Source organism: Anaerostipes sp. (assembly GCF_018381315.1).
GTDB lineage: Bacteria > Bacillota > Clostridia > Lachnospirales > Lachnospiraceae > Anaerostipes.
Genome location: NZ_JAGZSD010000021.1, coordinates 38,924 through 63,603, shown reverse-complemented (window position 1 = coordinate 63,603; position 24,680 = coordinate 38,924). Strand labels below are relative to the sequence as shown.

The 24,680-nt window shown below is 40.9% G+C and carries 22 protein-coding genes; 9 read left to right on the top strand and 13 right to left on the bottom strand.

Translation table 11 applies throughout. The features are described 5' to 3' along the window. Positions 1-172: 172 nt before the first annotated feature. Genes KH180_RS14215 through KH180_RS14205 form a run of 3 tightly spaced genes read right to left on the bottom strand, consistent with a single transcriptional unit; the run spans position 173 to position 3,125 of the window. A complete protein-coding gene (locus KH180_RS14215) occupies positions 173-685 on the bottom strand; it encodes a CvpA family protein (RefSeq protein ID WP_290761445.1) in 513 nt (170 codons plus the stop codon). An 11-nt stretch (positions 686-696) separates the two neighbouring features. Next, the gene (locus KH180_RS14210) at positions 697-1,890 is read right to left on the bottom strand and encodes a DUF5711 family protein (protein ID WP_290761443.1); all 1,194 of its coding nucleotides are present in this window, start codon (positions 1,888-1,890) and stop codon (positions 697-699) included. A gap of 59 nt (positions 1,891-1,949) precedes the next feature. Further along, positions 1,950-3,125 (bottom strand): LysM peptidoglycan-binding domain-containing protein, encoded by a 1,176-nt coding sequence (locus KH180_RS14205; protein WP_290761441.1) that lies wholly within the window; start codon positions 3,123-3,125, stop codon positions 1,950-1,952. A 243-nt stretch (positions 3,126-3,368) separates the two neighbouring features. Here KH180_RS14205 and yyaC point away from each other — a divergent pair, with 243 nt between their 5' ends. Further along, on the top strand, positions 3,369-3,935 hold the full coding sequence (gene yyaC, locus KH180_RS14200) for a spore protease YyaC (RefSeq protein ID WP_290761439.1): 567 nt from the start codon (positions 3,369-3,371) through the stop codon (positions 3,933-3,935). 5 nt (positions 3,936-3,940) lie between these two features. Here yyaC and KH180_RS14195 read toward each other — a convergent pair whose 3' ends face one another. Further along, positions 3,941-4,996 carry a PTS transporter subunit IIC gene (locus KH180_RS14195; protein ID WP_290761437.1) on the bottom strand — a complete coding sequence of 352 codons (1,056 nt, stop codon included), beginning with the start codon at positions 4,994-4,996 and terminating at the stop codon, positions 3,941-3,943. A 129-nt stretch (positions 4,997-5,125) separates the two neighbouring features. Here KH180_RS14195 and KH180_RS14190 point away from each other — a divergent pair, with 129 nt between their 5' ends. The 4 genes from KH180_RS14190 to KH180_RS14175 all read left to right on the top strand — a co-directional run bounded on the left by KH180_RS14190 (position 5,126) and on the right by KH180_RS14175 (position 7,902). Then, positions 5,126-5,404 (top strand): hypothetical protein, encoded by a 279-nt coding sequence (locus KH180_RS14190; RefSeq protein ID WP_290761435.1) that lies wholly within the window; start codon positions 5,126-5,128, stop codon positions 5,402-5,404. A gap of 110 nt (positions 5,405-5,514) precedes the next feature. Continuing rightward, the gene (locus KH180_RS14185) at positions 5,515-6,078 is read left to right on the top strand and encodes an RNA polymerase sigma factor (RefSeq protein ID WP_290761433.1); all 564 of its coding nucleotides are present in this window, start codon (positions 5,515-5,517) and stop codon (positions 6,076-6,078) included. Beyond that, a complete protein-coding gene (locus KH180_RS14180; protein ID WP_290761431.1) occupies positions 6,062-6,742 on the top strand; it encodes a DUF4367 domain-containing protein in 681 nt (226 codons plus the stop codon). The genes KH180_RS14185 and KH180_RS14180 overlap by 17 nt, the downstream gene beginning before the upstream one ends. A 686-nt stretch (positions 6,743-7,428) precedes the next feature. Further along, positions 7,429-7,902, top strand: a complete 474-nt coding sequence (locus KH180_RS14175) for a hypothetical protein (protein WP_290761429.1) — start codon at positions 7,429-7,431, stop codon at positions 7,900-7,902. 547 nt (positions 7,903-8,449) lie between these two features. Here KH180_RS14175 and KH180_RS14170 read toward each other — a convergent pair. From KH180_RS14170 to spoVG, 5 genes are all read right to left on the bottom strand, one after another. Continuing rightward, complete coding sequence (locus KH180_RS14170; RefSeq protein WP_290761427.1) at positions 8,450-8,878, bottom strand: DUF4367 domain-containing protein; 429 nt, start codon at positions 8,876-8,878, stop codon at positions 8,450-8,452. A gap of 144 nt (positions 8,879-9,022) precedes the next feature. Next, on the bottom strand, positions 9,023-9,289 hold the full coding sequence (locus tag KH180_RS14165) for a hypothetical protein (protein ID WP_290761425.1): 267 nt from the start codon (positions 9,287-9,289) through the stop codon (positions 9,023-9,025). A gap of 138 nt (positions 9,290-9,427) precedes the next feature. After that, the gene (locus tag KH180_RS14160; RefSeq protein WP_290761423.1) at positions 9,428-9,571 is read right to left on the bottom strand and encodes a hypothetical protein; all 144 of its coding nucleotides are present in this window, start codon (positions 9,569-9,571) and stop codon (positions 9,428-9,430) included. Between the two features lie 88 nt (positions 9,572-9,659). Next, positions 9,660-10,166: an RNA polymerase sigma factor gene (locus tag KH180_RS14155; RefSeq protein WP_290761421.1), complete on the bottom strand. Its 507-nt coding sequence runs from the start codon at positions 10,164-10,166 to the stop codon at positions 9,660-9,662. Positions 10,167-10,349: 183 nt separating this feature from the next. Continuing rightward, on the bottom strand, positions 10,350-10,646 hold the full coding sequence (spoVG, locus tag KH180_RS14150; RefSeq protein WP_290761419.1) for a septation regulator SpoVG: 297 nt from the start codon (positions 10,644-10,646) through the stop codon (positions 10,350-10,352). A 477-nt stretch (positions 10,647-11,123) separates the two neighbouring features. Between spoVG and murC the strand changes: the two genes are divergently transcribed. The 4 genes from murC (at position 11,124) to KH180_RS14130 (ending at position 16,066) form a co-directional block, all read left to right on the top strand. Further along, positions 11,124-12,506 (top strand): UDP-N-acetylmuramate--L-alanine ligase, encoded by a 1,383-nt coding sequence (murC, locus tag KH180_RS14145; RefSeq protein ID WP_290761417.1) that lies wholly within the window; start codon positions 11,124-11,126, stop codon positions 12,504-12,506. A 265-nt stretch (positions 12,507-12,771) separates the two neighbouring features. Next, positions 12,772-13,851, top strand: coding sequence for a DnaD domain protein (locus KH180_RS14140; RefSeq protein WP_290761415.1), 1,080 nt, complete (start codon positions 12,772-12,774; stop codon positions 13,849-13,851). 1 nt (position 13,852) lies between these two features. Further along, the gene (locus KH180_RS14135; protein ID WP_290761413.1) at positions 13,853-14,842 is read left to right on the top strand and encodes an ATP-binding protein; all 990 of its coding nucleotides are present in this window, start codon (positions 13,853-13,855) and stop codon (positions 14,840-14,842) included. Between the two features lie 57 nt (positions 14,843-14,899). Beyond that, positions 14,900-16,066 (top strand): ribose-phosphate pyrophosphokinase, encoded by a 1,167-nt coding sequence (locus KH180_RS14130; protein ID WP_290761411.1) that lies wholly within the window; start codon positions 14,900-14,902, stop codon positions 16,064-16,066. A gap of 65 nt (positions 16,067-16,131) precedes the next feature. Here the strand turns inward: KH180_RS14130 and KH180_RS14125 are convergent, their stop codons facing one another. The 4 genes from KH180_RS14125 to KH180_RS14110 form a co-directional block, all read right to left on the bottom strand. Continuing rightward, positions 16,132-17,235 (bottom strand): hypothetical protein, encoded by a 1,104-nt coding sequence (locus KH180_RS14125; RefSeq protein WP_290761409.1) that lies wholly within the window; start codon positions 17,233-17,235, stop codon positions 16,132-16,134. Between the two features lie 257 nt (positions 17,236-17,492). Further along, positions 17,493-19,721: a transglycosylase domain-containing protein gene (locus tag KH180_RS14120; RefSeq protein ID WP_290761407.1), complete on the bottom strand. Its 2,229-nt coding sequence runs from the start codon at positions 19,719-19,721 to the stop codon at positions 17,493-17,495. Positions 19,722-19,736: 15 nt separating this feature from the next. Further along, positions 19,737-22,118 (bottom strand): AAA family ATPase, encoded by a 2,382-nt coding sequence (locus tag KH180_RS14115; protein WP_290761405.1) that lies wholly within the window; start codon positions 22,116-22,118, stop codon positions 19,737-19,739. Positions 22,119-22,130: 12 nt separating this feature from the next. Beyond that, positions 22,131-24,632 carry a hypothetical protein gene (locus KH180_RS14110; protein WP_290761403.1) on the bottom strand — a complete coding sequence of 834 codons (2,502 nt, stop codon included), beginning with the start codon at positions 24,630-24,632 and terminating at the stop codon, positions 22,131-22,133. Positions 24,633-24,680: the final 48 nt, after the last annotated feature.

Sequence of the window (24,680 nt, the reverse complement as noted above, 5' to 3'; positions counted from 1 at the left end):
GCTTGCGGGATTCTCCGCCTGCGGCGGGTCGCTTTGGCGACATGATTCCTTATTGCCGCAGTGCGATCCTCGCGGAGCGTTTTTTATTTCATGGGACGCACTTTCCTATGAAATAAAAACCCCGGGAGAAACAGCGTTTTTATGCCGTTTCTCCCGGGGTCTCCTGCTATCCCTAAAAAGGAATTGCTCCCTTTAGAATTGAAATCACCGGATTGTTTTCCACTATAAATTGAAGTAAAGAACTGGACTGCATCCATTGGCTGTACTCCTGCTGAAGTCCTATATACTGGCAGAGGTAAACAGCAAACAGTAAAAATGATACCACGATCACTCCTTTTGCGAATCCCAGAACCCCTCCGAACAGATGATTAAACCATCCGATCACCGGAAGATCCCCAAACTTGCTGATAATACCGACTAATATAGAAAACAAAATCTTAAGCACAACCACAATCAGCGCAAAAGCAATAAAGTATGCAAGCTGATCTGTCAGTATATTTTGTTCCGACTTCATAAACATCTGTATCACATACTGCTTCACTGTATCTGCAGCCGAGTAGGCAATGGCAAATGTCAAAAGCCATGTAGCCAGGAGAAGCAGCGACTTCAAAAATCCCCTTCTGTAACCTCTGATCGTATCAAACACCAAAATCAGAAGTAACACAATTAAAATAATCTGTCCCATAATATCACCATCTATCGTAATCTAACCAACTGTGTTTTATCTTCAAAAGTAATTAAGTACCGTTCTGCCTTGCCCGCAGGGGCCATAGACTGAATCCTTTTTTTAAAATTCTGCTGGTACATTTCATGCCCGGCAAAATTAATCATAGAACAATGATAGTTTCCAACAAACAAAACTCCGTCCGCACCCAGGTATACATTAGAGAACTCTGTCTTGATCTCCTTCTCCATAACCCTTTTTCCGGACCGGTTATAGGCCTGTACCAGGTACTGTTCTTTGGATGACTTCTTTTTGTTCTCAAGAACCAGTGCAAAATGAGATTCATCCGCAGCTACACTTTTGATCCTTGAATCTATTTTAATCTCTTTTTGTTTCGAAGGTGTGTCCTTTGTGTTAAAAATTATTGTTTTATTATCTCCAATGGCACACACAGTATTTCGGCCCATAAATTGAATCTTTGGAATGACCGTATCCTTAAAATCAAATCCTGCCAAAAGCCGGTCTTCTTTTTCCTGTCCTTTTTCTCCGAAATCATAAAACGCCACCCGGTTCTTCGTCTGCAGTCCGTCCACTACCAGATAGCTGACGGCGAGCATCGTACCGTCATCTGACAGATCAATATCCAGAGGATAGCCATTCTCATCAATCGTGGTCTTGATCGTCACCAGCTTCTTTTGAGAAGCATCATAAAGTTCTATATAATTTTCATCATCCCCCTGCAGTATGGCAGCGATGACACCCTGTTCGGCCACTTCTACATCGCTAATCGCATATGAGGCAGAAAATCTTTTTACTTTTCCGCTGCTGTCATATAGAAGAATCTCATTTCCATTCTTGTATGCAACCACGATGTAATCACCGCAGTATGAAACAATCGGATTCTTAATGGAATAAGCTTTTTCCCATACTACTTTCCCATCTTCGTCAATATATGAAATCCCGTCTTCATTATAACTGATGGAGCCATTCTTATATGCTAAGAACTTTGTTGCGGAATCTACATGTTCCGCTATTACCTTTTCTGTCTTAAGCGAATGGTACGTTCTGTACCTATAAGCCAGAAAAATAGCCAGAAGCACTGCACAAAGAACACCCAGAAGAATCAATCTCTGTTTTTTTCGGATCTGCTTTTTCCGGATAGAATTCTGTATTGCTTCCCTGCTGTTTGTATAAAGGGAAAACCCTGACTTTATCCTGTGGTCCATAGTAAAACCTCTGTATTTTTATTTAACATTATCAATTTCACGCTTTATTATACATGATTTCACTTTGTTATACTAGGAATAATTAGTTTCTGTCCGGGATAGATATGTTCCTTCGGCCCAATCCGATTGGCATCTAATATCTTGTACATATACTTTCTGGTCCCGTACATCTTTCGGGAAATGGATACCAGACTGTCCCCTTTTCTGACCACATAGGTCTGACTGCGGGCTGCCGTCTGTGTAGATTTTTGTGTGGCTGAAGCTGTAGAAGCTGAGGCTGCCGCTTGCGTAGTTCTGGTACTGGCCGATGTTTTCTTATCCCGCTCTGCTGTTGTTGTCTGAGAATCATCTGTCTCCTGGGTGTCTGCCGGCAGCTGCTTTGTGGTTGTCCCCGACTCCTTATTCTCTTCATCCATAGAAACGTTATCTTTTACACCTCTGCCCATTGTCTCCACTGCCCCGTGAATGGCGTCACCAAAAGATGAACTCTTGTCCAGTCTGGAATAGTAAAACATACCTCCTGCCAAAATCAATACCAGGAGCATTGCCGCACTGGAGGAAAGCCGCTTCATCCGGTCTCTTGTCTTACTGCTTTTCTGCTTTTCCTGTACAATCGTGCGGAACTGCCGCACAATTTTTTCATCCCTTTTGGCCTCCAGCATATTTTCATACGATGTAACTTCTTTCAGCTTCTGATTCCGCTCAATCAGGTATTCCTGCATCATCGGATTCTTTTCATAATATATGTAATAGCCGCTCTGACGGACCAGATCTTGTCCTCGGTAAACATAAAAAGCATCTTCCCCCTCCAGATGATCTGTCATATAAAGAACTTTCCCGTCCCCCGGAAAGTTTTCAAAATGCGTCTTTTTAATCTTATCATTGAGCCGCACTGAGAATCCCATTCTGGAAAGGGCCCAGCCAATGACATCAAGATCCGGGAAAAACCGTTCCTTTTTCTGATAAATTTCTCTCCAAACCTTATCGTCAAATACGGTCTCGTCCAAATCTAACTCTATATTCTGCCCCTCTACAGCACCTCTGATAAATATCACAGTTTCATTATCAATACTTTTCTTTTCTCCAAATAATATGGCCCCTCTTACAAAAGTGTTCTTGTCCGTCGTCAATGCTTTTAAAAATGTAACTACAAAGTCTTCGATATAAACCTTTGTGGTTCCTACAGGCCCGCCGATCTGTCTGATGTTCTTCGGCAACTGATTTTCTGCTCTCACGAAAAAGCCTCCCTTTCCTCTTTAATACCAAAGACTTTATCACAGTATTTTCAATTTTTTTATCAAAGGGCGTCGACAGAACAAAATAATTTTCATATTCTCAGGACATGTTTGTGCAGGCTTACCCGGCTGAATGATATAAAACACTGTTTGGCCTGCGGTATACTTTTTTTATTTCTGTATAAACTATATGGAGCGTCTTATCAGGCGGAAATGTTATTTAAGAAATGATTGGAGAACGCAATGCGCATTTCAGACCGAATATCCTATTTTAATCCAAAAAACAGGGAAGCAGGTGCCCTGCTGCAGGCGGATTTGATCCGCCGGATTCAAATACAAAAAAACGACAGCCAGCCGGTGGTGGTCCTCTGTGTGGGAACGGACCGTGCTACCGGTGACTGCCTTGGGCCTCTGGTGGGGCATCAGTTAATGGCTTCTTCTTATTATAAAGTTTTCGGAACATTGTCTCAGCCTGTCCACGCAGGAAACCTGGCTCAAACAATGTCAGACATTTACCATTCTTATAAGGAGCCTTTTGTTATTGCTGTGGATGCCTGCCTGGGCTCCATAGACCATGTAGGTTTCGTCACGGTGTCATCCATGCCGCTTTTCCCTGGCCAGGGTGTAGATAAAGAGCTTCCTCCTGTAGGGGATATCTCCATTACAGGCATCGTAAATTACACTTCAGAGACAAATTTTAACACAATACAGACCACACGGCTCCACACTGTCATGGAACTGGCTTCATATATAGCATGCGGAGTAGAAGATTCTGTACGGTACTTTGCAAAACATGCTGCTATCACATAGTATCATCACATATCCAATTTCATGTCTCCCTGTTTGATGATGCCCATACGCCTCATTCCCTCTGATATAAAGTAAGTTAAAAGGGCAGGGGCAACAATATGCATTCCAATAATCATAACTGCTGTGGTGGCCGGAGATACCCCGCCGGACACCATAGTTTTATATCCCATGATCTGTCCGACCAGTCCGGCCGTGCCCATACCGGAACCAATCGCATTGTTTGTCATCTTTAATACTATAGTAGAAACCGGCCCCAAAACAGCACTGGTAAGGATAGGAGGAATCCAGATCCACGGCTTCCTTACAATGTTCGGAACCTGAAGCATGGATGTCCCAATCCCCTGGGCAATCAATCCTCCTACTTTATTTTCCCTGAAACTGGCCACTGCAAATCCTATCATCTGGGCACTGCATCCTACAGCCGCAGCCCCGGCAGCAATCCCGGAAAGATTCAGTATGACCCCCAGGGCCGCCGAGCTGATTGGCAGCGTAAGCGCCATCCCCATCAGTACAGAGACTACAATTCCCATAAGAAATGGCTGCTGCTCTGTTCCCCATCGGATCAAATCCCCCAGACGTGTCATAAGCTGGCTGATCCAAGGTCCCAAAAATAATCCTACAGCACCGCCGGATAATATAACGGCCAAAGGTGTCAGCAGAATATCCAGCTGGGTTTTCCCTGAAATCAGCCGCCCAAGTTCAATCCCTACATAAGCAGCCAAAAAGGCGCCTAAAGGTTCACCCGGCCCTGATAAAACAACCGCCCCCTTAACAACCAAAGTACCTGCCACGATCTTGGATGCATAGGCACCAATCATCCCGGCACCGGCTGCTGAGACTGTCACCAAAACCGATTCCTGAAATCTTGAAGCAACTCCTACCCCGATCCCTGCTCCTGTCAGAACCTTTGCTGCTGCCGCACCCAATACAAGAAGCTGTCCAAGATTGCCTCCCAGTAAAACTCCCACCTGTTCCAATATTGTTCCGATAATCAGGGTTGCAAACAGTCCCTGCGCCATACCGGACAATCCATCAATAAAGAACCGTTTTAAAATCTTCATGTGTTAATCTCCTCTACCATTCTTTGTTTAAAGTCATTTTAAATCATTTTCTCCTTTACTACAATATTGACTGTTTTATATTTATCTTCTATTATACATAATATATATAGAAAGAAAGCAGGTAGACTTATGTTCCGAATGTGGGGGAAACTAATGAAAAGCAACCGGCTTCTGAAAGACACTGTAATCAGTGTTGAGGATACCGGTTTAAACCGCACCCGAAAGGTGTACAAGGCACTTGAAGACATTTGTTATGAATTTGACCTACCAAAACCCCTCTGGTTAGACGCTAACAAACATGAATTTATAACCCACGATAAAACAAGGTTTTATCATGACAGTTTTATAGAAGATATTAACTTCGATTTTCTAGAAATACAGGTCATCGAAGAAGACGAAAGCCTTTAGAATATTTCTTTAGGCTTTTTTTGTACAAGCTTTACAAAAACAGGAAACCTATCTATAATGAGAGATACAGAGATACCAACCATGAACGGGGGAAAAGGGAGAGAATGAAGATGAAACGGCGGAAGAATAAACCTCCTACGAAGAGCGCTGTTGACTATATTGAAATGCTCTACAACAAGTATGCATCAAAGTTTAAATTCGTAGCAAAGCAATATATTCGTGATGACACCTTGGCTGAAGATATACTTCAAAATGTTTTTGAAAAGGCTTTGCTTTATTCCGAAAAGATTTTGGACTTACCTGAGAATAAGGCATTTACATTTCTGTATGTCATAGTCCGGAACACCGCTTATGACATGATTAAGGTTGAGAGCAGAAATAGTCACGAAGAACTGACTTACGATGATGGCGAAGAATCAGAACATCTAATTGACCCGAACGACCACTATCTGGAATTTATTGACTTGAAGGTGATGAAGGATATAATTAAAAAGCTGCCCACAAATCAGCAGACAGTTCTTATCCTGCACTATTACTACGGATTCAGTTTTCTGGAAATAGCTACGCTTTTGCAAATCTCGGAACTGGCTGCAAAGAAACGGTGCAGTCTAGCCCGCAGTTCCTTACGTGCTCTATATGAGAAGGAGGGATTGAGCTATGAGTACAAAAGATAAAAAAGATAGAAGTGAAGAAATGTTTGACCAAATGATCAAATATGGTACAAACGAATGGGCTGATGACATCTCTCCTGACGATATTCCTGAGGATGAGCTGTCTGATCAAATGAATGAAAAAATGAATACTATGTTCGTGTCCGCGCGAAAAAAAGCAAACAGAAAACGCCGTTTTGTCACCGCACGAAGGGTTGCTGCCGTGTTTTTAGTCTTTCTTACTGTGGCTTCCATTACTGTGATGAGTGTTGACGCTTTTAGGGAACCTGTTTTGAATTTTATATTTAAAACTACAAATCAAAATAACCGTATAATTAAAGTGGAAGAAGATACTGCAGATCCAGATTTTACATTTAATTATATACCTTCTAGTTATCACTTTTCTAAAAAGACCGTGGCTAAAAATGGGACTTATTTTATCTATGAATACAAAGACAAACAAGATAATTATTTATATATACAAATAACTTCAGATACTAGTTTTGAATCATATGTAAATATTGATAAAACTGAATATATAAAGTTTGTAGATAAAAATACGGAATATTATTACCTAAAAGGAACTTATAAAAGCCTCCTATGGTATAACAATAAATGCATTTACAAAATTTATTCCAAGGAAGCCAAGAATAAATTACTCAAAATCGCTGAAGGAATTAAATATTAAAATCCTCAAGACATTGATTAAAGTTTAAAAGTATGTAAGAAATTAAAGACCAAAAAATTTAGATTTGATAGCGGAGTGGATTTCCCACTTCGCTTTTTTCTTTTTACCTACTGAATCAGAAGCCTTATTATGGCTTTTTGTTATAGTTGTCAATGTGTCTGATGAAATTTTCCAAAGTCGCTTGTCTTCTATAATTAGCCATAATTAATTGTTTCTTCTAAGCTAAAACTGTCTTCTTATACTAAACATCAGTTTAATAAATATAACAATGCCACATAAACTTAACATACAAAAGAATAATATTTTTGTGCAACACATTAAAGGTTTTCATTAAGTATATGACAGGAATAAACCCAGTTGAGTACTTAAAATTTATCTTATAATTCCACACTTCTTAACAAGGTCATCATCTTTACCCTTACCGTTACAAAAAATTTTTTACTATTTTTATCAAGTTTAAACCTAAACTTGCCCATAAAAACTGATCTTCAGATAATTAATCTATGATATGTATACCCCTTTGCAGGACTAAACTAGTAAAAGGATACATATCATTTTTAGTTGCAACAAAGCTTCATAGATTCCATCTTTATGCTCTAATTTTAGTAATAAATAGGCAAATCATATGGCTTCACCTTTTCATCCCTACTTTTGTTTTAAAAGTAGTAAGGATAAAAGGAGGAGTCATGAAAAAATCATTTAAAATCTACATATTTTTTAGTTTATTTTTTGCTATAGTTCTTACATCGTTTCCATCACCAAATATAGTAAAAGCATCCTCTTCTCAAGTAAAACAAAATAATTATCTAATGAATACTAACCCTACTTTCCCTTTTGTTTTTAAAAAATCAGGATTTCTAGATATTTCTTATAATTTAACTATCTCTAAAGGTAAGGCAAATTATTATGCAAGTACTATTCCATTAATTGGAGGAAACTATTCAACCATTTCTATGAAACTTCAGAGATATAAAAATGGTTCTTGGAACACAATTAATTCTGGAACTGCAAAAGGAAAAGGATCACAGTTATTTTACGGTACCTACTATATTTCAAAAGGTTATAAATATAGAGCAACAGCCACCTTAAAAATATATAAGTCCAAAGGTGGAAAATTAATTAGTTCAGCAAATATTAACACAGCCACTCGTAAATATTAAAATATATATTTAATTTATCCTTACTACAATAAAAAAGACGAGAATTCTCGTCTTTTTTTAAAAAACATTCACCTTTTTGCTCTAAAAACAGTTTCTATTATAGAGGGATATTTTTCAGCCATTATTCCTGAAAACATATTAACTATTTAATTATTTTTAAGAAAGGAAAACCATCCAAATCACAAACCATTCTAAAATATTGGTTAAGCGGGTGCGGAAACCTGCTTTAATGGCTGGGTTTATCTCTCTTGCTGGCCTTTGGGATTACTAGTACCCTAGAAAACCAGCAGGCAGAAAGGCCAATGTATTCATGATATCATTGGTCTTTCTGCATTTTTATAATAAACTTTCAAATCAATATCACTTTTTCCATATTATTTCAGTTTCTATTATAAGAGGGCATTGACAACAGATTGTGATTATTTCGTTGGACCTCATTCTCTCTCTCATAAAAAATGGCCAGCGAAGTCTTTACAATCTGTTGTCAATGCTCTTTTTCAATAACAAAAAGGACAAAACCTATTTTAAATAAGTTTTGTCCTTTTTGTTATTGAATTGAACGAATCAAATCCGATATCTCTTTTACTGAAAGGTCTCCATCAATATGTATTTGATACTTCCTTATATTTCCTATTGCAGATAATTGCGTCTTCCCCTGATATAAATAAAACTCACCTTCGGAGTGTTTTACTACTTTTATCTTCTTCCTTTTCTCACCAAAGTAGACTCGTGTAGATCCATCTACTCCGCTGCAATCTTCGAATACATAGTAGAAGTATCTATTACCATTTTTATATGTGGCCAAAGATGATCCTACTTCTGTACCAAAAACCTGCACTTTAAGTTCTTTTAATTTCCATCCTTTTGGAATATTTCTGGGATACATAACCCTTCCATCACTAATTGTATATATTTCTTTCCATGAGGAAACCTTTTTATTTTCATATTCTGCCCCCTGCCCGTTTTTTTGATTCACAATATAATTTATTAATGACTTCAGTGCTTCAAAAATAGACTCTCCATCAGCGTCATGATAATCAATGTCAACAGTCGATGTTTCTTCCTTTATTTGATCAAAATAATGAAATATGGATTTCCCTGTAATTGCATAACAAATAACTTATGCTGATATAATAAACACAAGAACAAATACAGCTGCTTTTGCTGCAATAGACAGGTACTTTTTCTTTCTTCTGCTCTTTTGTTCATTTCTTCTTTTTAAATGCTCACAGTAAAACTTTCCCCGATCCAATCGTTGATCATATTTCAATGGATCGATACATTCCAAAATATATTCAATGTGATTCAGTTTTTCTTGATCTGGTTCCAGCTTCAAGAATTCCGTCATCCATTCTAATTTCCATCGTTTCTTTATAAATCGTCTCATCTTCTGTCCCTGTACTTAGTAAAATTTATTTAATTTTATTATTATAGCAGAAGATGGAAGGATTACACAACACATGACAAAGCTAATCCTATAACAGTAAACCTACTTTTCTTACACCTTATGTAACTCCTATCATATTTACTTATCGTCTGAAATCTCATCCTCCATCTTTTCTTTTGTCCTGTCCGACACTTCATCATCCGGAATATTGTCTGGACAGATCTCCTCCACAAGCTCTCTGACTGCCTCTTCCAGAATTTTATCAAAACTATTCTTCTTCATTATGCGGCCCCTTTCCCATTGGTTTTAGATTACACTTCTATGTCCTCTCAAATCACCTTCAGGTGTCGCATAATTTAACAATTTATTTTCAGCCAAACATGATAAGAATAAATAGTTGTTTCCTGGCTTTCCTCCGAATTCTGGCCAGCTTTGATTTTACTGCCTGATCTGTACTCTCCCGGAACTTGGCCAACTCATTTAACGAAAAGCCTTTAATATAAAAATCATAAAAAAGCTGATATTCATCTTCCGTCAGTATATTTTTAAGATCTGTTTTCAGCAGTCCGCTGTAGTCATCCTCAAACTTTTTATTTAATTCCATCAAATTTTCATCTGTAAGTATTTCATTGATCTTATTTTTCCGCTCAAACACATGATAAGATTTATATTTTGCCGTCTGTTTTAACCATCCGATCGGATTTTCATGATCCGAAAGAAGTTCAATTTTCTCATAAGCCGTTAGATACACTTCCTGCAGAACATCGTACGCCTCCTGCCTGTCCCAATAAAACATCCCCTTCATAAACTTGAGCATTTCATCATAGCTCTCATTATAAATTTTCTCAAATGCCTGTTCCTTTGCTGCCTGATTCATGTCAGATCCCCGCTCCTAATTTAGAATTATAAAATATTCTTTTACAGGATACCAAAAATTCTCTGTAAAAGCAAAAACAGCATATGGCATAACTCAAACGGCTATGCCATATGCTGATCTCTTCATTTTAAAGACGGTTTTTTCCGTCTATGTATGGACAATCATAGTATATTAATTAAGCGTTTACTCGGCTCCCTCTTCCGGCTGTGTAGCGTCTACATCTCCAAGTCTCATGGCTTCATACTGTTCCAGAATCATGGACTGAATTGTATTTCTCGTAACCGAATTAATCGGATGGGCAATATCCCGGTACTCCCCATCGGCAGCTTTGCGGCTTGGCATTGCGATAAACAGTCCCTTTTCTCCTTCAATGACTTTGATATCATGTACCACAAATTCATTGTCAATCGTAATAGAAACGACTGCTTTCATTTTCCCTTCTTTTGCTACTTGTCTGATACGTACATCTGTAATTTGCATGTTGTCTTCCTCCTAGTTTTCAATAATATAGCTGATAATCTGTTATGCGGGCGTTTTATCCTATCACCTTCCCCTTTCCACACCGCAAAATAAACCCACTCTCGACACGTTCCGCCCATACTATGATTCCCATTGTAAACATCCATACTCTAAAACAAAGCACCTGCTGTCTTCCAAACTCCAAAACGGAAGCCAGTCCTGATGCTTGTGCAGGGATCAACATCGTACATGCTTTCTTAGATAATCTTTATTATAGCATCTCCATCGTTAATTGTGAACAAATATTATAATATATTTTCGCTAATATTATTATATTTTACTATTACGAAATACAAAAACCGACTTATTTTCCATCAATGTGTACACCTTTTTCCTGAGATACCCCTTATTCTCATTTCCTTCCTTGCAACTTATTTTTTTGTGCACTATAATAGAAAAAACACAATTTATAAATTCACAGAAAGGTTAGGATTTCCTATGTATCAGATAGATTTCAAGAAACCAATTCATATTTATTTTATGGGGATCGGGGGTATCAGTATGAGCGGTTTGGCAGAAATTCTTCTTAAGGAAGGATTTACTGTTTCCGGCTCTGACATCCGCTCTTCTGACATGACTGAAAAACTCAGCTCCCTGGGAGCCAAGATCTTTATCGGACAAGTCGCAGAAAATATTACAGACGATATCGACCTTGTTGTTTACACAGCAGCCATTCACCCGGAGAATGAAGAATACAAAGCTGCTGTCTCAAAAGATATTCCGCTTATGAAACGTGCAACTTTGCTCGGTCAGATGATGCATAACTACAAAAATGCAATCGCAGTATCCGGAACTCACGGCAAGACTACTACAACTTCTATGCTCTCTCACATTCTTCTGGCAGGAGATACTGACCCGACCATCACTGTGGGAGGCATCCTGGATATTATTGACGGAAATATCCGTGTGGGCCATTCCAATGTCTTTGTCACAGAGGCCTGCGAATATACAAACAGTTTTCTTGAATTCTTTCCAAAGATCAGCGTTATCTTAAATATAGAAGAAGACCATATGGACTTTTTCCATGATATTGATGAAATCCGGGAATCCTTTAAGAAATTTTCCCAGAAGCTGCCGGAGGACGGCCTTCTTGTGCTGAACGGTGAGATCGATGATATTTCCTATATTGTAGACGGCCTGAAAGCCAAGTATGTCACTTACGGCATTGACAATGACGATTTTACCTACACCGCCAAGAATATTTCTTATGACTCTATGGGACACGGCCATTTTGATTTATACAAAGAGGGATCTTTTGTGGATTCTTTGTCATTAAATGTGAACGGACTGCATAATATTAATAATGCACTTTCTGCTGCAGCTGTAGCTGATTTCTTAGGTCTTCCTATAGAAACCGTGAAAGCAGGGCTGCTGACCTTCTCCGGTGCTAAAAGAAGATTCGAGTACAAAGGCACATGTCAGGGCTTTACTGTGATTGATGATTATGCCCATCATCCTACAGAGATCAGTGCAACACTGAATGCCTGCAGGAATTATCCCCACGAAGAGCTGTGGTGTGTTTTTCAGCCACACACCTACACAAGAACCAACGCATTCCTGGATGACTTTGCAGAGGCACTGAGCGCCTGTGACCATGTGATCATTACCGACATTTATGCTGCCAGGGAAAAGGATACCGGTCTGGTCCACGCAAAGGATTTAGCCAAAAAAATCGAAGATTTTGGTACAGACGTTCGATATATTCAGGATTTTAAAGAGATTGAAAAATTTATTTTAAAAAAATGCAAAAAAAATGACTTGTTGATAACTATGGGGGCAGGAAATGTTGATTCTATAGGCAATGAGTTAGTAAAGAAATAGTTATCCACGTTATCCACAGGGTTATACACAATTGTGTATAACTTTTCCTGTGGATTTTTCTTTATTTTTTCCACAGCCAAATTTTTTCCATGAAGCTTGTCTTTCTGCCAATCTCATTTAGTTATCCACGTTATCCACAGTTTCCACAATTATTCTGTGGATTACTCTGTGAAAAGTGCGGCTATTTACAATTCTTTCGGTCTGCGTTATAGTTCTTTTAGATTAAAAAAGAGACGTATTAACTTGATGTTAGGGAGATGGATTTATGAGCAGTATTAATGTAACGACAACATATCCAACCGGCGGTACCTTACTGCCGAATGCCTTTGTGGATTATTATATGATTAAAGCCAACGGCGAGTATGTGAAGGTTTATATCTATCTTCTCCGTATGGTTTCCAACGGTCAGAAGTTCAACATACCATGTCTGGCAGATCTTCTTGAACTTACGGAACGGGATATTTGCCGTGCCCTTAAGTACTGGAAGAAAGAAAACCTCCTGGATCTGGTTATGGATGGCGGAGAGATCCGGTCCATTAAACTGCTCCCCGTTTCCACGGCCCTGACGATTGATGCAGACGATCTCAAGGAGCCGGAAAAAGAGGCGCCTGCACCGGAAGCGGCAAAGGAAGTTCCGGAGAAAACACCTTCTGCTAAAGCGATTCCTGCCCTGAGAACCTTAACTCCTTCTCAGCTGGCACAGAAAAATAAAGATGATAAGTTTTCTTATTTGATTTATATCGCAGAGATGTACATAGGACGGCCGCTCACCGCCAACGATTTAAATACTCTCTCTTATTTTTACGACGATCTGGCAATGTCACCGGAATTGATTGAGCATCTTGTGGATTACTGTGTATCAAGCGGCAAGAAAAACTTCCGTTATATGCAGTCTGTAGCCATTGCCTGGTATCAGGAGGGTATCCGTACTGCAGAAGAGGCCAAGCTTCACTGCCAGAACTACCAGAAAGAGTATTATCAGATCATGCATGCTTTTGGACTGAACAATCAGCCTGCTCCGGCTCAGATCGAGTATATGAAGCGCTGGCTGAAAACTGACGGCTTTGATCTGAGCATTGTCATCGAAGCCTGCAACCGCACCATACGTTCTATCGGACAGCCTAAATTCCAATACACGGACAGCATCCTGAAAAAATGGAAGGACAACCATGTGGTATCCTTAGATGATGTGAAAAAGCTGGAGAGCCGGCCGGGAACTGTGGCCAAGCCGGGAGCAGCACAGCCTAATAATCAGTTCCATAACTTTGAGGAACGCGACTATGATTTTGATGAGCTGGAAAAACAGCTGTTTGAAAAACAGATACACCCTGTAAAGGAGGACTGAAATGTCCCTGACCAATGCACAATATCAGGAAATCATGCGGATGTATGAGGCACGCCGCCTCAGCAACTATAACCTTTCCAGAGAACGCAGGCGTGAGGTATACGCTCAGATCCCTGAGATGAGGGATCTGGACCGGGAGATGACCCATAACTCCATACTCCTTGGAAAGCAGCTGGTCACATCTGAGGATCAGCAGTCCACAGAACTGTGCAGACAAAAGAATCAGAAGCTGGCTGAGCAAAAGCGCCGGCTTCTTTTGGATCATGGATTTTCACAAGACTATCTGGATCCGGTTTATACCTGTCCTGACTGTAAGGACACTGGCTATATCGGCACCAAAAAGTGCCGCTGTTTTCGTCAGGCCGTCACCCGCCTGATTTATTCTGATTCCAATATGGAACATATTCTTGAAAAAGAAAATTTTAATCATTTTAATGACCAGTATTACTCGGATCAGCCCCTGGACGGCGGGCGCCCTTCCCCGCGACAGAACATTCACGCGGTGGTAAAGAAATGCCGTGAGTTTATTCAGCATTTTCCTTCTTCAGAAAATCTGCTTCTTCACGGCTCAACAGGTACGGGCAAGACATTTTTAAGCCACTGTATTGCAAAGGAGATCATGGATCAGGGCTTTACCTGCGTCTATGTGACAGCATTTCAGCTTTTTGATATATTGACCTCACAGGCCTATCAAAAGCGCAAGGATGAACTGCCTATGTCTTATCAGCTTATTTTCCAATGTGATCTGCTGGTCATTGACGACCTTGGAACAGAGCTTAACAATGCTTTTATCACCTCACAGCTGTTTCATTGCCTGAATGAACGGCAGTTAAAGGAGAAATCAACCCTCATTTCAACGAATCTTTCTGTGCGGAGCCTGAAAGAGCGCTATACAGAGCGGATTGTCTCCCGAATTATTGAAAACTATACCATATGCCAATTATACGGAGAGGATATCCGTTTAAAGAAATCTTTTTCCCGCAAGCCTTGACGGAAATACACCGGGAGTGATATAAAAAGAGTGAACAAACTACAAAGGAGATTAATAATGAGACGATCTGACCGAAACTTCAAAACCCTTCCTGACGGCAATCTTGGCATCATCGCTATGGAAAGCTGTAAAAGCCTTGGAAACCTGATAGACAAGTATATCACCGGATGGAGGGGCGATGAGGCACCCCGCTATAAGGACATGCCTGGCTATGACGAATACTACAAGGAAAGCTATCTTCTGGATGCCGGCTGCCCGCGCTTTGGCTCCGGAGAGGCAAAAGGTATCATCCGTGAGTCTGTCCGCGGAACCGATTTGTACATTTTGGTTGATGTACTGAATTACAGCATTAAGTATTCTCTGTGCGGCCATCAGAATTCTATGTCCCCGGATGACCATTTCCAGGATTTAAAGAGACTGATCGCAGCCAGCGGAAGCAAAGCCAAGAGAATCAGCGTTATCATGCCTTTCTTATACGAAAGCAGACAGCACAAAAGAAGCACCAGAGAATCCCTTGACTGCGCTATGATGCTTCAGGAACTGATTCACTTGGGCGTACAGAATATCATCACTTTTGATGCCCACGACCCTCGTGTACAGAATGCCATTCCTAACAGCGGATTTGATACAGTACAGCCAACCTATCAGTTTGTAAAATCCCTGGTAGAACAGTGTGACGATATTAAATTTGACAGCGATCATCTGATGGTCATCAGCCCGGATGAGGGTGCTATGCAGCGTTCTATTTATATGGCCAATGTTCTTGGTGTTGATGTAGGAATGTTCTATAAACGCCGTGACTACTCTACTATTGTAGACGGACGCAATCCTATCGTTGCCCATGAATTTTTAGGTGACTCATTGGACGGTAAAGATGTATTAATCTTAGATGATATGATCTCTTCCGGCGAAAGCATGATCGATGTGGCGAAAGAACTGAAAGCCAGAAATGCAAGGCGTGTATTCTGCCTTTCTACTTTCGGACTTTTCACCAACGGGCTGGATGTGTTTGACAAGGCTGTTGAGGAAGGTCTCATTGAAAAGGTCATCACCACAAACCTTACTTATCAGACACCGGAACTGCTGGAGCGTGACTGGTATGTGTCTTCAGACGTGAGCAAGTACGTTGCCCTTCTGATTGATACTCTGAACCACAACGGATCTATCAGCGAGCTTCTGGACCCTACCGAGCGCATCAAAGAATATTTGGAAAAGAAACTTTAAAGAGTATATTAAAATAAAGGGACAGCGGACTAATTCAGTCTGCTGTCCCTCTATTGACGATTACTTTACTTGTACTGAATCGTATACTGACCGTTCATTTTAGCATCAACTTTACTCACCTTAACATAATAAGTTCCTTTTCCATTTTTTAAACGATATGTTTTAGACTTATTATCAGCTAATGTATAGCTTTTCAGAGCTTTTTTTCTTCCTTTTTTATAAATTGTAAACTTGACTTTGCCGGAATTATTCTGGACTTTCATCTTTATATATCTTTTATATTTGGAAGTTTTTCGATAGGTTCTATACCAGCGTGGGGCTTTCTCTGTAGGAGTATAGATATTCATTTTTGTAGTTTTTAATTTTATTTTTTGAGCCTTTGTTTTTTTAGTAGAATATTTAGAAGTACAAGGTGCATTTTCCATTCTTATAAAGGAAATTTGGGAATCAGCTGTCTTTGTGGCAATTCTGTATTCTCCTTTCTTAAAGCCACAGATACTATAGGCTTTTCCATGCTCATCTGCTTCTCCTTTTTGCACTGTAGTAATATTTTTCCATCTATTTTTTTCTTTTCTTTGGATGTAATAATAGGTATGTGTTTTATAATCTATGATTACTGGCGCTGCCACTATCAGGCTTTTTGTCCGCTTCCCAAGCGTAAAATACTTATAGGTATATTTGTTTTTTCCTGTCTGAATATAAGTTTTCTTATTTATCATGTTCGGAACATTATCCGGATATACATATGCATTTACAATAAAATTATATCCATGCTCTTTATAAAAATTCTCTGGAATTTTGACATAGAATATATCATTTTTTTTAACATTCCTAACATAATAACAATCATCCCATTCTGCCTGAACTAACTTTAATTGCTTTTGATTTTTGTCTAATATTGTATTCCCTGAATCTAAACATAAAGTTCCGTCAATCTGAGGATTCACTCTTACCAGTTTACCTTCTGACTTAGATGTAAAAGTATAATTGTCAGCATTTGCTATCCCGCCATCCTTATTTTCAGTTAATGTATCAGCAGAAACCGCTTTAATTTCATCAGCATCAGTAATGGTGCGATACGGCTGAGCTGCTCTTGGCTGAACTGCAGGAACAGTACTGAAAAAAAATACTAAACTCATTAAAAATAAGATGTTTCTTCTTTTTCTCATAATACATTTCCTCCTAATTTTAAAATATCAATGATTCTGAAAGCCATATTTATCTTTTACATAAAAATCATTAAAAAGAATACATTTTTATTAATTATACTATTTTTTTAGTTGTATTGTCAATAAATTTCCTTTTTATTAATAATTTTACAAAGCAAAGCAGGCATGCCACCCATGTAATAAAAAATCAGGTATCTTTCGATACCTGATTTCATAGAAATTCCTCTATAATTTCCCCAGAGATTTTTTAAAATCTTTTATTCATCGTTTCCGCTGCTGCGCCCATCTTCCCCGCCGTTTGGCTGCTGTGTAGCCGCTGTTGTGGCCTGGGTAGTTGCCTGGGTGGTAGCTTGTGTCGTAGCCGCTGTTGTGGCTTGTGTTGTAGTCTGTGTTGTCCCTTTGGTACTTCCCTTTTCTGTCGTACCCTGGGTAGTCTGGCTTGTAGTCGGCATATCTGTGCCTCCGCCGCCCTCTGAAGCATCCAGCTTCTTGCCTCCTGAGAATTCTTCATGAAGGGCATTCATAAAGTTGCTCCAGATTGTTTTCGGATAGGTTGATCCGGTCAGATTCGGGATAACCTTGCTGTCATCTCTTCCAACCCATACTGCGGTTGTGTAATACGGTGTATAGCCGCAGAACCATCCGTCCTTGTTGTCTGTTGTAGTACCTGTCTTACCTGCGGTATCCACATTCGGCACCTTTGCACCACGGCCTGTTCCGTTGGTGACAACGCTCTTTAGAACACTGCTCATCATAGAGGCCGTATTTGCGGAATAAACAGTTCTCTTTTTGGATGGATTGGACACGACTGTCTCTCCGTCAGAATCCTCAATCTTTTCGATACAGGTCGGATCCCTGAACACTCCCTGATTGGCAAGTGCCGCATAGCCGCTGGCCATTTCCTCAGCTGTGGTTCCATATGTGAAACCTCCAAGACAGGTTGTGTAATATTTATAATCATTTTCGGTGAGACTCTTAAAATTCATCTTCTCCAAATACCGGAGTGCAGCCTTCGGACCGATCTCTTCATAAAGCCTCATAGTAGCCACGTTGCTGGACTTCTCCAGAGCACGTCTTAAGGTAATGCTTCCGGAATAAACACCGCCGGAGTTCCGGACTCTGTGTTTATCCTTTGTGCTCATAGGATTGTCATTCAGGATTGATCCCGGTCCGTATCCTCTTTCCATGGCCGGTGCATACACAAGGATCGGCTTGATCGCACTTCCCGGCTGTCTCGGACTCTGATATGCACGGTTCAGTCCCAGACCTACATTTTTCTGGTACCGTCCGCCCACAATGGCCGCCACTTTACCTGTCTCATTATCAATGCAGACACCGGAACCCTGAACCTTGTAAACCTTATTCTTATCCTTTTCTGTATAGCCGCTTAGTGCATTGTCAATGCTGTTCTGCAGCTCCTTCTGGGCATCCAGGTCAATGGATGTATGAATCTGATAACCTGCGCTGTATAAGGTTCTTTTACACTCAGCATAGGCCTTGTTGTATTTCTCATTGTAATCCTGTTTGTCTTCATCAGAATTAAACACATAGCGGAACTCAAATCCCTGTTTTTCCATCAATGCTTTCGTAGCGCTGTGGATGACATAAGTTTCGATATAATTTCTTCTCTGCTCTGTCTTTTTCTTTTTCAGAGTAATTGATTCTCCCAGTGCTTCATCTCTCTGGGCTTTTGTAATCAGCTTCTGCTTATACATATCCTTTAAGATCTTGTCACGCCTGGTCAGAGTCTTGTCCTTATGATGATAAGGCTCGTACATAGTCGGTGCATTCGGAATCGCACACAGGAATGCAGCCTCAGACATCGTCAGATCTTTGGCATCCTTGTCAAAGTATCCTTTGCTGGCAGCCTGGATTCCATAATAACCGTTTGCAAAATAAACGTTATTCAGATAGAACTCCATGATCTCATCCTTGGAATATTCTTTCTCAAGATCCCATGCCACAAACATCTCTTTGACTTTCCGCTGCCAGGAAACCTCCCTGGTCAGAAATACACCTCTTGCCAGCTGCTGAGTGATCGTACTTCCTCCCTGGGTTACCGATCCCTTATTGGTAACAAAGGATACCGCAGCTCTGGCAATTCCCTTGAAATCTACTCCATTATGTTTGTAAAAATTATTGTCCTCCACGGAAATCATTGCTGCCACCGCATAGACAGGCAGGTCCTTATACTTCAGGTAGTATACATCCTTTTCACCCTTCAGTTTGGTGATCACCTTGCCGTTTGTGTCATAGACAACACTTGTCTGGGTTGCCTTGAATGTCTGCTCTGAAGCGTTGGACACCAGGTCTTTTGCCTCTGACCTAAGCTTCATGACTTTGATTCCTATGGTGAACCAGCCGACTACAACCAGAAAAAGAAAAACAATAGAAACCTTCAGAAGAATCTTTCGTTTCTTTTTTTTCTTTTTGGGCTTTTTCTCTTTGGAAATGACTTTTTTTGTCTCTTTTGTTTCTTCAGCCATATTCTTCACCTTTCATTATTCTCCGGTCTCCTTAAGGGAGATCCAGTGGATTTGCTGATTCCTCCGGTCCAACTGATGAAACAGCTCCTTTTTGCATGTAAACAAAATCAGCTGCCTTCCCGAATGCCGGCTCAAATAATCAAGAGCCCTGCGTGTCCGTTCATCATCAAAGTTGCCGAAAATATCATCCATCAGAACCGGAACCGGCTCCGTCGGATATAGAATCTCTCCCGCGGCAAGCCTGACAGCCAGGTAAATCTGTTCTACGGTTCCCGCGCTTAAATACTTCAGATCAATAAACCTGTTTTTATATTTTACCATAAAAGACAGCGATTCATCAATTTTTACTTTTTCGTACACCCCTCCCGTAAGATAACTGACAATTTCACTGACCTTTTCATTAAATTGTTCTCCGAGATTTTCCCGAAATTCATTTGCAGCATCCAAAACAGCCTGAATAGCCGCATCTGCCTGATTTATATTATATTCTGTCCGGTCTGTCTGTTCTTTAAGAATTTGGTACTCTCTTCTTAATTCTTCCTTAAAGTCCTTCTGCTCTGTCCTCTCCTGCTTCCCTGACTTGAACGACAAGAAACACAGAGCCAGAAATACAGCGCAGCCTGCAAAAAATCCCGGGTGGACAAACCCTGCTGCCGCAAACACAGCCGCTGCCAGCAGAAATAAAAATGCGGATTTGGGCTTTTCTTCTTTTTTGTCCGGTTCCGGAGCTTTTAAATAGCGCTCCCTTTTCTCAGAAAGAAGTATTGTTTCCTCCCTGTTCTTGCGCCGGAGCACACTCTTTTCTTCTTTTAAGGCTTTCAGGGCCAGATCAATTTTCACATCCGCTGTATTGCTGCCTGTTAAATTGGATGTATAGTTGGTAAGCTCCATAGAAAGATTCCCTGACGGAGGGATGTCCCCCTCCTGGATACAGAAGGTATCCGTATAAGCGCCAAGGCTCAAGGAATACAGGCTGGAAAGCGGAACCTTCTCTCCTGTCTCTTTATCAAACAGTTCACAGGCCTTTTCTCCCGTCCGGAAGCTTCTCTCCAGCAGGAAGGCATGTCCGTCTGATTCGATTTCCATGATGCCTCCGTAATTTCCTCCATAAACCGGCATATAAATAGTATATGCATCAGATCTCGCCGCAATGCCTCTGGATTTCTCCAAGCCGAACAGCATATGCATAAGAAAGTGTTTTATAGTTGTCTTTCCGCTCTCATTAGGACCATAGACAATATTCAGCCCCGGCTTAAAGGGCAGCTCTTTCCCGCAGAACTTTCCGAAGCCGTCAATGTGGATATTCCTTATATAAAAATGTTTCTTTTCTTCTCTTCTCTCCGTACTGCGCCTCTGTTTGAGCCCTCTGGAAGCCTGTTCAAATGCTCTTTGCGCATATTGCTTTGCTTCCTCCATACCATCCAGCCTTTGTAAGACGGCGCCGATGATATTATCTTTGTTGTCCTCCGGCAGTGATTCTGCATTTTTTTCATTCTGCGTGCGGTCTATAATATCTACAATCCGGTATTTTGCAGAAAGCAGATCAAAATCCGGCCGTACACCGTATGGCTTCTGTCCCTGGAGAAGCAGGGTAAACATCTGGTTTTCACCCTGCATTTTCATTTCTTCTTCTGCTGCCGAAAGGATTTCTTCTCCGTCCATCTGTGCTGTGAGATCCACCGGGACCTCCACATAGCTCTTCTGGTTGACCGGAAGAAAGTGAACCACCTTTTTTTCGTCGGTGATCTCGCCCAAAAATACTCCGCGCCGCCCGGTCTCTGTCCGGTTTAAGGGTTCCAAGGATCCTCCGTAGGCGATCAAATCTTCCGAGATCATCTCCGGCCTGTGAATATGGCCCAGGGCAGCATAATCAAATCCAGACCATTTTAATTTATGAAAATCAATAGGAATATGGGTGCTGTCCCCGCCGTGGCCTAAAAGGATATGAATCCCATCTTCAGTGCCGGGTTTCAATCCATCGTAAAGAGGCTCTGTGATTTCCCTGCTGTGATAGCTGAATCCATAGATATAGGTATTCTGCTTTTCCTCATACACTCTTTCCGGCTCCCTTCCGGAAAACAAATGCACGCCTGCAGAAAACCGGTACTTAAGATAAGCAGAGTCTTCATCTATAAAATCGTGGTTTCCTGCAATCATAAACACCTTGGTGCCGTCAAGCTGGGAAAGAAAGGAGTCTAAATGCTTAAGATCCCTCAAAGCTGGCCTCTTGTGAAAAATATCACCGCATAGAAATAAAAAATCTGCCTGTTCTTCATTGGCCAGAGCAATTACCTGGCTGAAACTCTGCTCAATATCTTTCTGCCGTTCTCTCTCCCATCCCCGCTCTGCTTCCGGACAGGCTCCGAAATGGAGGTCTCCAACGTGTATAAACTTCATATCCCACCTTCTTTATTTGGCATAGCTGTAAAATACGTTTCCTGCCTTTTTGAATTCTCTCTCCATAGAAGAACGGTCTGCCTGGACAGATTCTTCCTTCAACGGATCATAATATCTGATCTTTGTATTGTTATAGCTTATTACAAGAATATATGTGCCGCTGGCCCGTTTTGCAATAACCGGGCGTCCTTTGCTGATACAGTAGAGCACATCTTCAAACTTACATCCTGTATAGTTTGCCGCCATTTTATCCATAGAGTCATAGAGCATGCCATATACGTCTTTTTTGCTGCGTTTCAGCTGCCCATAAGTCACATCTTTTCCTTCAGAATCTGTAATCATCTTAACACAGGCAATGCCGGTCTCATCCTTGGATTCCGCTTTCACAATCGGGATATTGGCTACCTTGCCGTAGCTCTTCATGACACCCTTCTCCCAAAGATAAAGCTGGCTTGAATTGACAACCACTCCTGCATTCTTTTCTGCTTCCTTCACAGCCTTTGCCATATCCGTATACGTTCCCATAAGTGAACCTCCCGCATACACATAAGCATTTTTATATCTCTGGTTATTTTCCGCAAAAGATATGCTGCAGTCTTTATCCGTCTGGCTCAGTGCTGCTGAAAGGTACTTCGGCACTGTCTGTACATAGACATAGTCCGGGAAAGAAAGGTATACCTGGTTCAGGCGGTCGCTTGTATATCCATATTCCAGAGAAGCCTTATCCTCGGTTTTCTCCTTGTATCGGATATAATCTTCTTTCATATTCTTATAGCCGGACCCTGAACGTCTGGCCGGACTTAAGACAACGACTGTCCCGTCTGTCCTGGCATCCCTCACATAGATTCCGCTTTTTTCGTATTTGGCCAATTCCTGGTTTTTCTCATCCACAATAGCGACCTTTTTCATTGGGAACTGGAGAGAACCATCCTTTCTGGCCTTTACATCCTCTGCATCCGCAACACCATAAACGAGATCTTCCTTCACAAATCCTATAGGTTTGATCCTCTCACCCTTATCACAGCTGATCTTGTGTTCCTTGTTATTTTCCAAATCTATGATCCGGATTGTGGTTTCATTTTCTGTGATCGCCAGCATCCCTGTGCCGGAAACTGCCACCATTCCATTGCTTATATTTTTGGCAATGGTTTTTGAGTCCCTGCTGTCCAGATCTACCTGGTAATAGGCACCGTCCAGCTCAAAATAGAACTTTCCGCTGTCGCTCAGATATGCACCCTTTTCGATCTCACCTTTTAAATTTTCGTATTGGATCTTCACCGGTATGAATGCCTTCTCATCCACTTTTCCGCTGTCTGCATCGTACTCATAAACACCGATGCCGTTCTTCCCTTCATGTTCTCCGCGGTTCATATATCCGTAAACAATAAACTTGATATTTCCGCTCTTATCCATCTCCATCACATGAATGCCATGCTGTGGATAATTATTTCTGGACTCTCTGTAGTCCTCTCCCACAAACGAAAAGATCTTTGTCATGGATGCATTTTTGTAATCGTAATACCAAAGCTCATTTTCCTGGACAAATGCGGCTTTTCGCCCGCTGTTCCTGCTGACCAGTTCCTCCGGATTCATTTTCGTGATGCCCAGCAATATCCTGTTGTTGGATCGGTCCAGTGCATCATAACGGAAATAAGCATTTTGAGTCCGCTCATAATTGAGCAGGTACATCCGGTCTTTCGAGTACCGGACACGGAAATATTCTGTCACCTGATAATACTGTTTGATCCCTTTGCTGTTTTCCGCAGACAAAATAAATCTGTATTCCAGTGAGGTTACGTTAGCGCTGGCCTCTTTTATCACCGGCGCATACATACGCTCTACTTTTGGTTTTAAGGAAGCATAGCAGACAGCCTCCTGATTGGAGGAAATATCTATAGATGAAAGATCGTTTGACGCTGTGCCTTCCTTTGCCTCCAAATATTTTTTTACATACTCTGAACTTCCCTCTGACAATGTGGCATCATGAAACTCTTTTGCGAACCGGAGACACTCTGCGAAATGCAGATCTGTGCCATAGATGATCCTTGTATAATAAGTAATGCTTTCTCCGTCATTTTCCAATGTCAGGGCCAGCAGATATGTCTTGCCTGAATCCAGACGGCTTTTAAGCTTGATGTCCGCCTCTGTTCCTTTTTTTGTCTGCCGGAAAGAAACCACTCCTTTTTCTAACGTAGAACGGTTATTTTCTTTATATATTTTGTAGTCCAGCGCTTCTATGGAACTGTTTCCATGTTTCATAAACACCTGGAACTGATCTCCCTTAAGGGGCGTAATAGAATCTCTCATCAGCGATGCATCCACAGTCTCTGTAAATCCGTGCAGTTCATTGATGTTTTCTCCCCCGGTAGTTACTGTCAAAACCGGCAGGGATGCCTGGCTTGTTTCACTGACTCCCTTGTTATTTTTTCCTATCAGTACATAATTCCATATTCCAAGAGCAAGAATAAAAATCAGCCCGAAGACTGCTGCTGGTATGGCTTTTTCCCGCTTCATAAACTCCTCCTAACATTCTCTCTGTCCTATCTGTATATTTTATCCGTT

Coding starts and splice junctions, on each gene's coding strand:
- KH180_RS14215 (WP_290761445.1), bottom strand. CDS start 685: ATGGGACAGATTATTTTAATTGTGTTACTTCTGATTTTGGTGTTTGAT.
- KH180_RS14210 (WP_290761443.1), bottom strand. CDS start 1,890: ATGGACCACAGGATAAAGTCAGGGTTTTCCCTTTATACAAACAGCAGG.
- yyaC (WP_290761439.1), top strand. CDS start 3,369: ATGCGCATTTCAGACCGAATATCCTATTTTAATCCAAAAAACAGGGAA.
- KH180_RS14195 (WP_290761437.1), bottom strand. CDS start 4,996: ATGAAGATTTTAAAACGGTTCTTTATTGATGGATTGTCCGGTATGGCG.
- KH180_RS14190 (WP_290761435.1), top strand. CDS start 5,126: ATGTTCCGAATGTGGGGGAAACTAATGAAAAGCAACCGGCTTCTGAAA.
- KH180_RS14185 (WP_290761433.1), top strand. CDS start 5,515: ATGAAACGGCGGAAGAATAAACCTCCTACGAAGAGCGCTGTTGACTAT.
- KH180_RS14180 (WP_290761431.1), top strand. CDS start 6,062: ATGAGTACAAAAGATAAAAAAGATAGAAGTGAAGAAATGTTTGACCAA.
- KH180_RS14175 (WP_290761429.1), top strand. CDS start 7,429: ATGAAAAAATCATTTAAAATCTACATATTTTTTAGTTTATTTTTTGCT.
- KH180_RS14165 (WP_290761425.1), bottom strand. CDS start 9,289: ATGAGACGATTTATAAAGAAACGATGGAAATTAGAATGGATGACGGAA.
- KH180_RS14160 (WP_290761423.1), bottom strand. CDS start 9,571: ATGAAGAAGAATAGTTTTGATAAAATTCTGGAAGAGGCAGTCAGAGAG.
- KH180_RS14155 (WP_290761421.1), bottom strand. CDS start 10,166: ATGAATCAGGCAGCAAAGGAACAGGCATTTGAGAAAATTTATAATGAG.
- spoVG (WP_290761419.1), bottom strand. CDS start 10,646: ATGCAAATTACAGATGTACGTATCAGACAAGTAGCAAAAGAAGGGAAA.
- murC (WP_290761417.1), top strand. CDS start 11,124: ATGTATCAGATAGATTTCAAGAAACCAATTCATATTTATTTTATGGGG.
- KH180_RS14140 (WP_290761415.1), top strand. CDS start 12,772: ATGAGCAGTATTAATGTAACGACAACATATCCAACCGGCGGTACCTTA.
- KH180_RS14135 (WP_290761413.1), top strand. CDS start 13,853: ATGTCCCTGACCAATGCACAATATCAGGAAATCATGCGGATGTATGAG.
- KH180_RS14130 (WP_290761411.1), top strand. CDS start 14,900: ATGAGACGATCTGACCGAAACTTCAAAACCCTTCCTGACGGCAATCTT.
- KH180_RS14125 (WP_290761409.1), bottom strand. CDS start 17,235: ATGAGAAAAAGAAGAAACATCTTATTTTTAATGAGTTTAGTATTTTTT.
- KH180_RS14120 (WP_290761407.1), bottom strand. CDS start 19,721: ATGGCTGAAGAAACAAAAGAGACAAAAAAAGTCATTTCCAAAGAGAAA.
- KH180_RS14115 (WP_290761405.1), bottom strand. CDS start 22,118: ATGAAGTTTATACACGTTGGAGACCTCCATTTCGGAGCCTGTCCGGAA.
- KH180_RS14110 (WP_290761403.1), bottom strand. CDS start 24,632: ATGAAGCGGGAAAAAGCCATACCAGCAGCAGTCTTCGGGCTGATTTTT.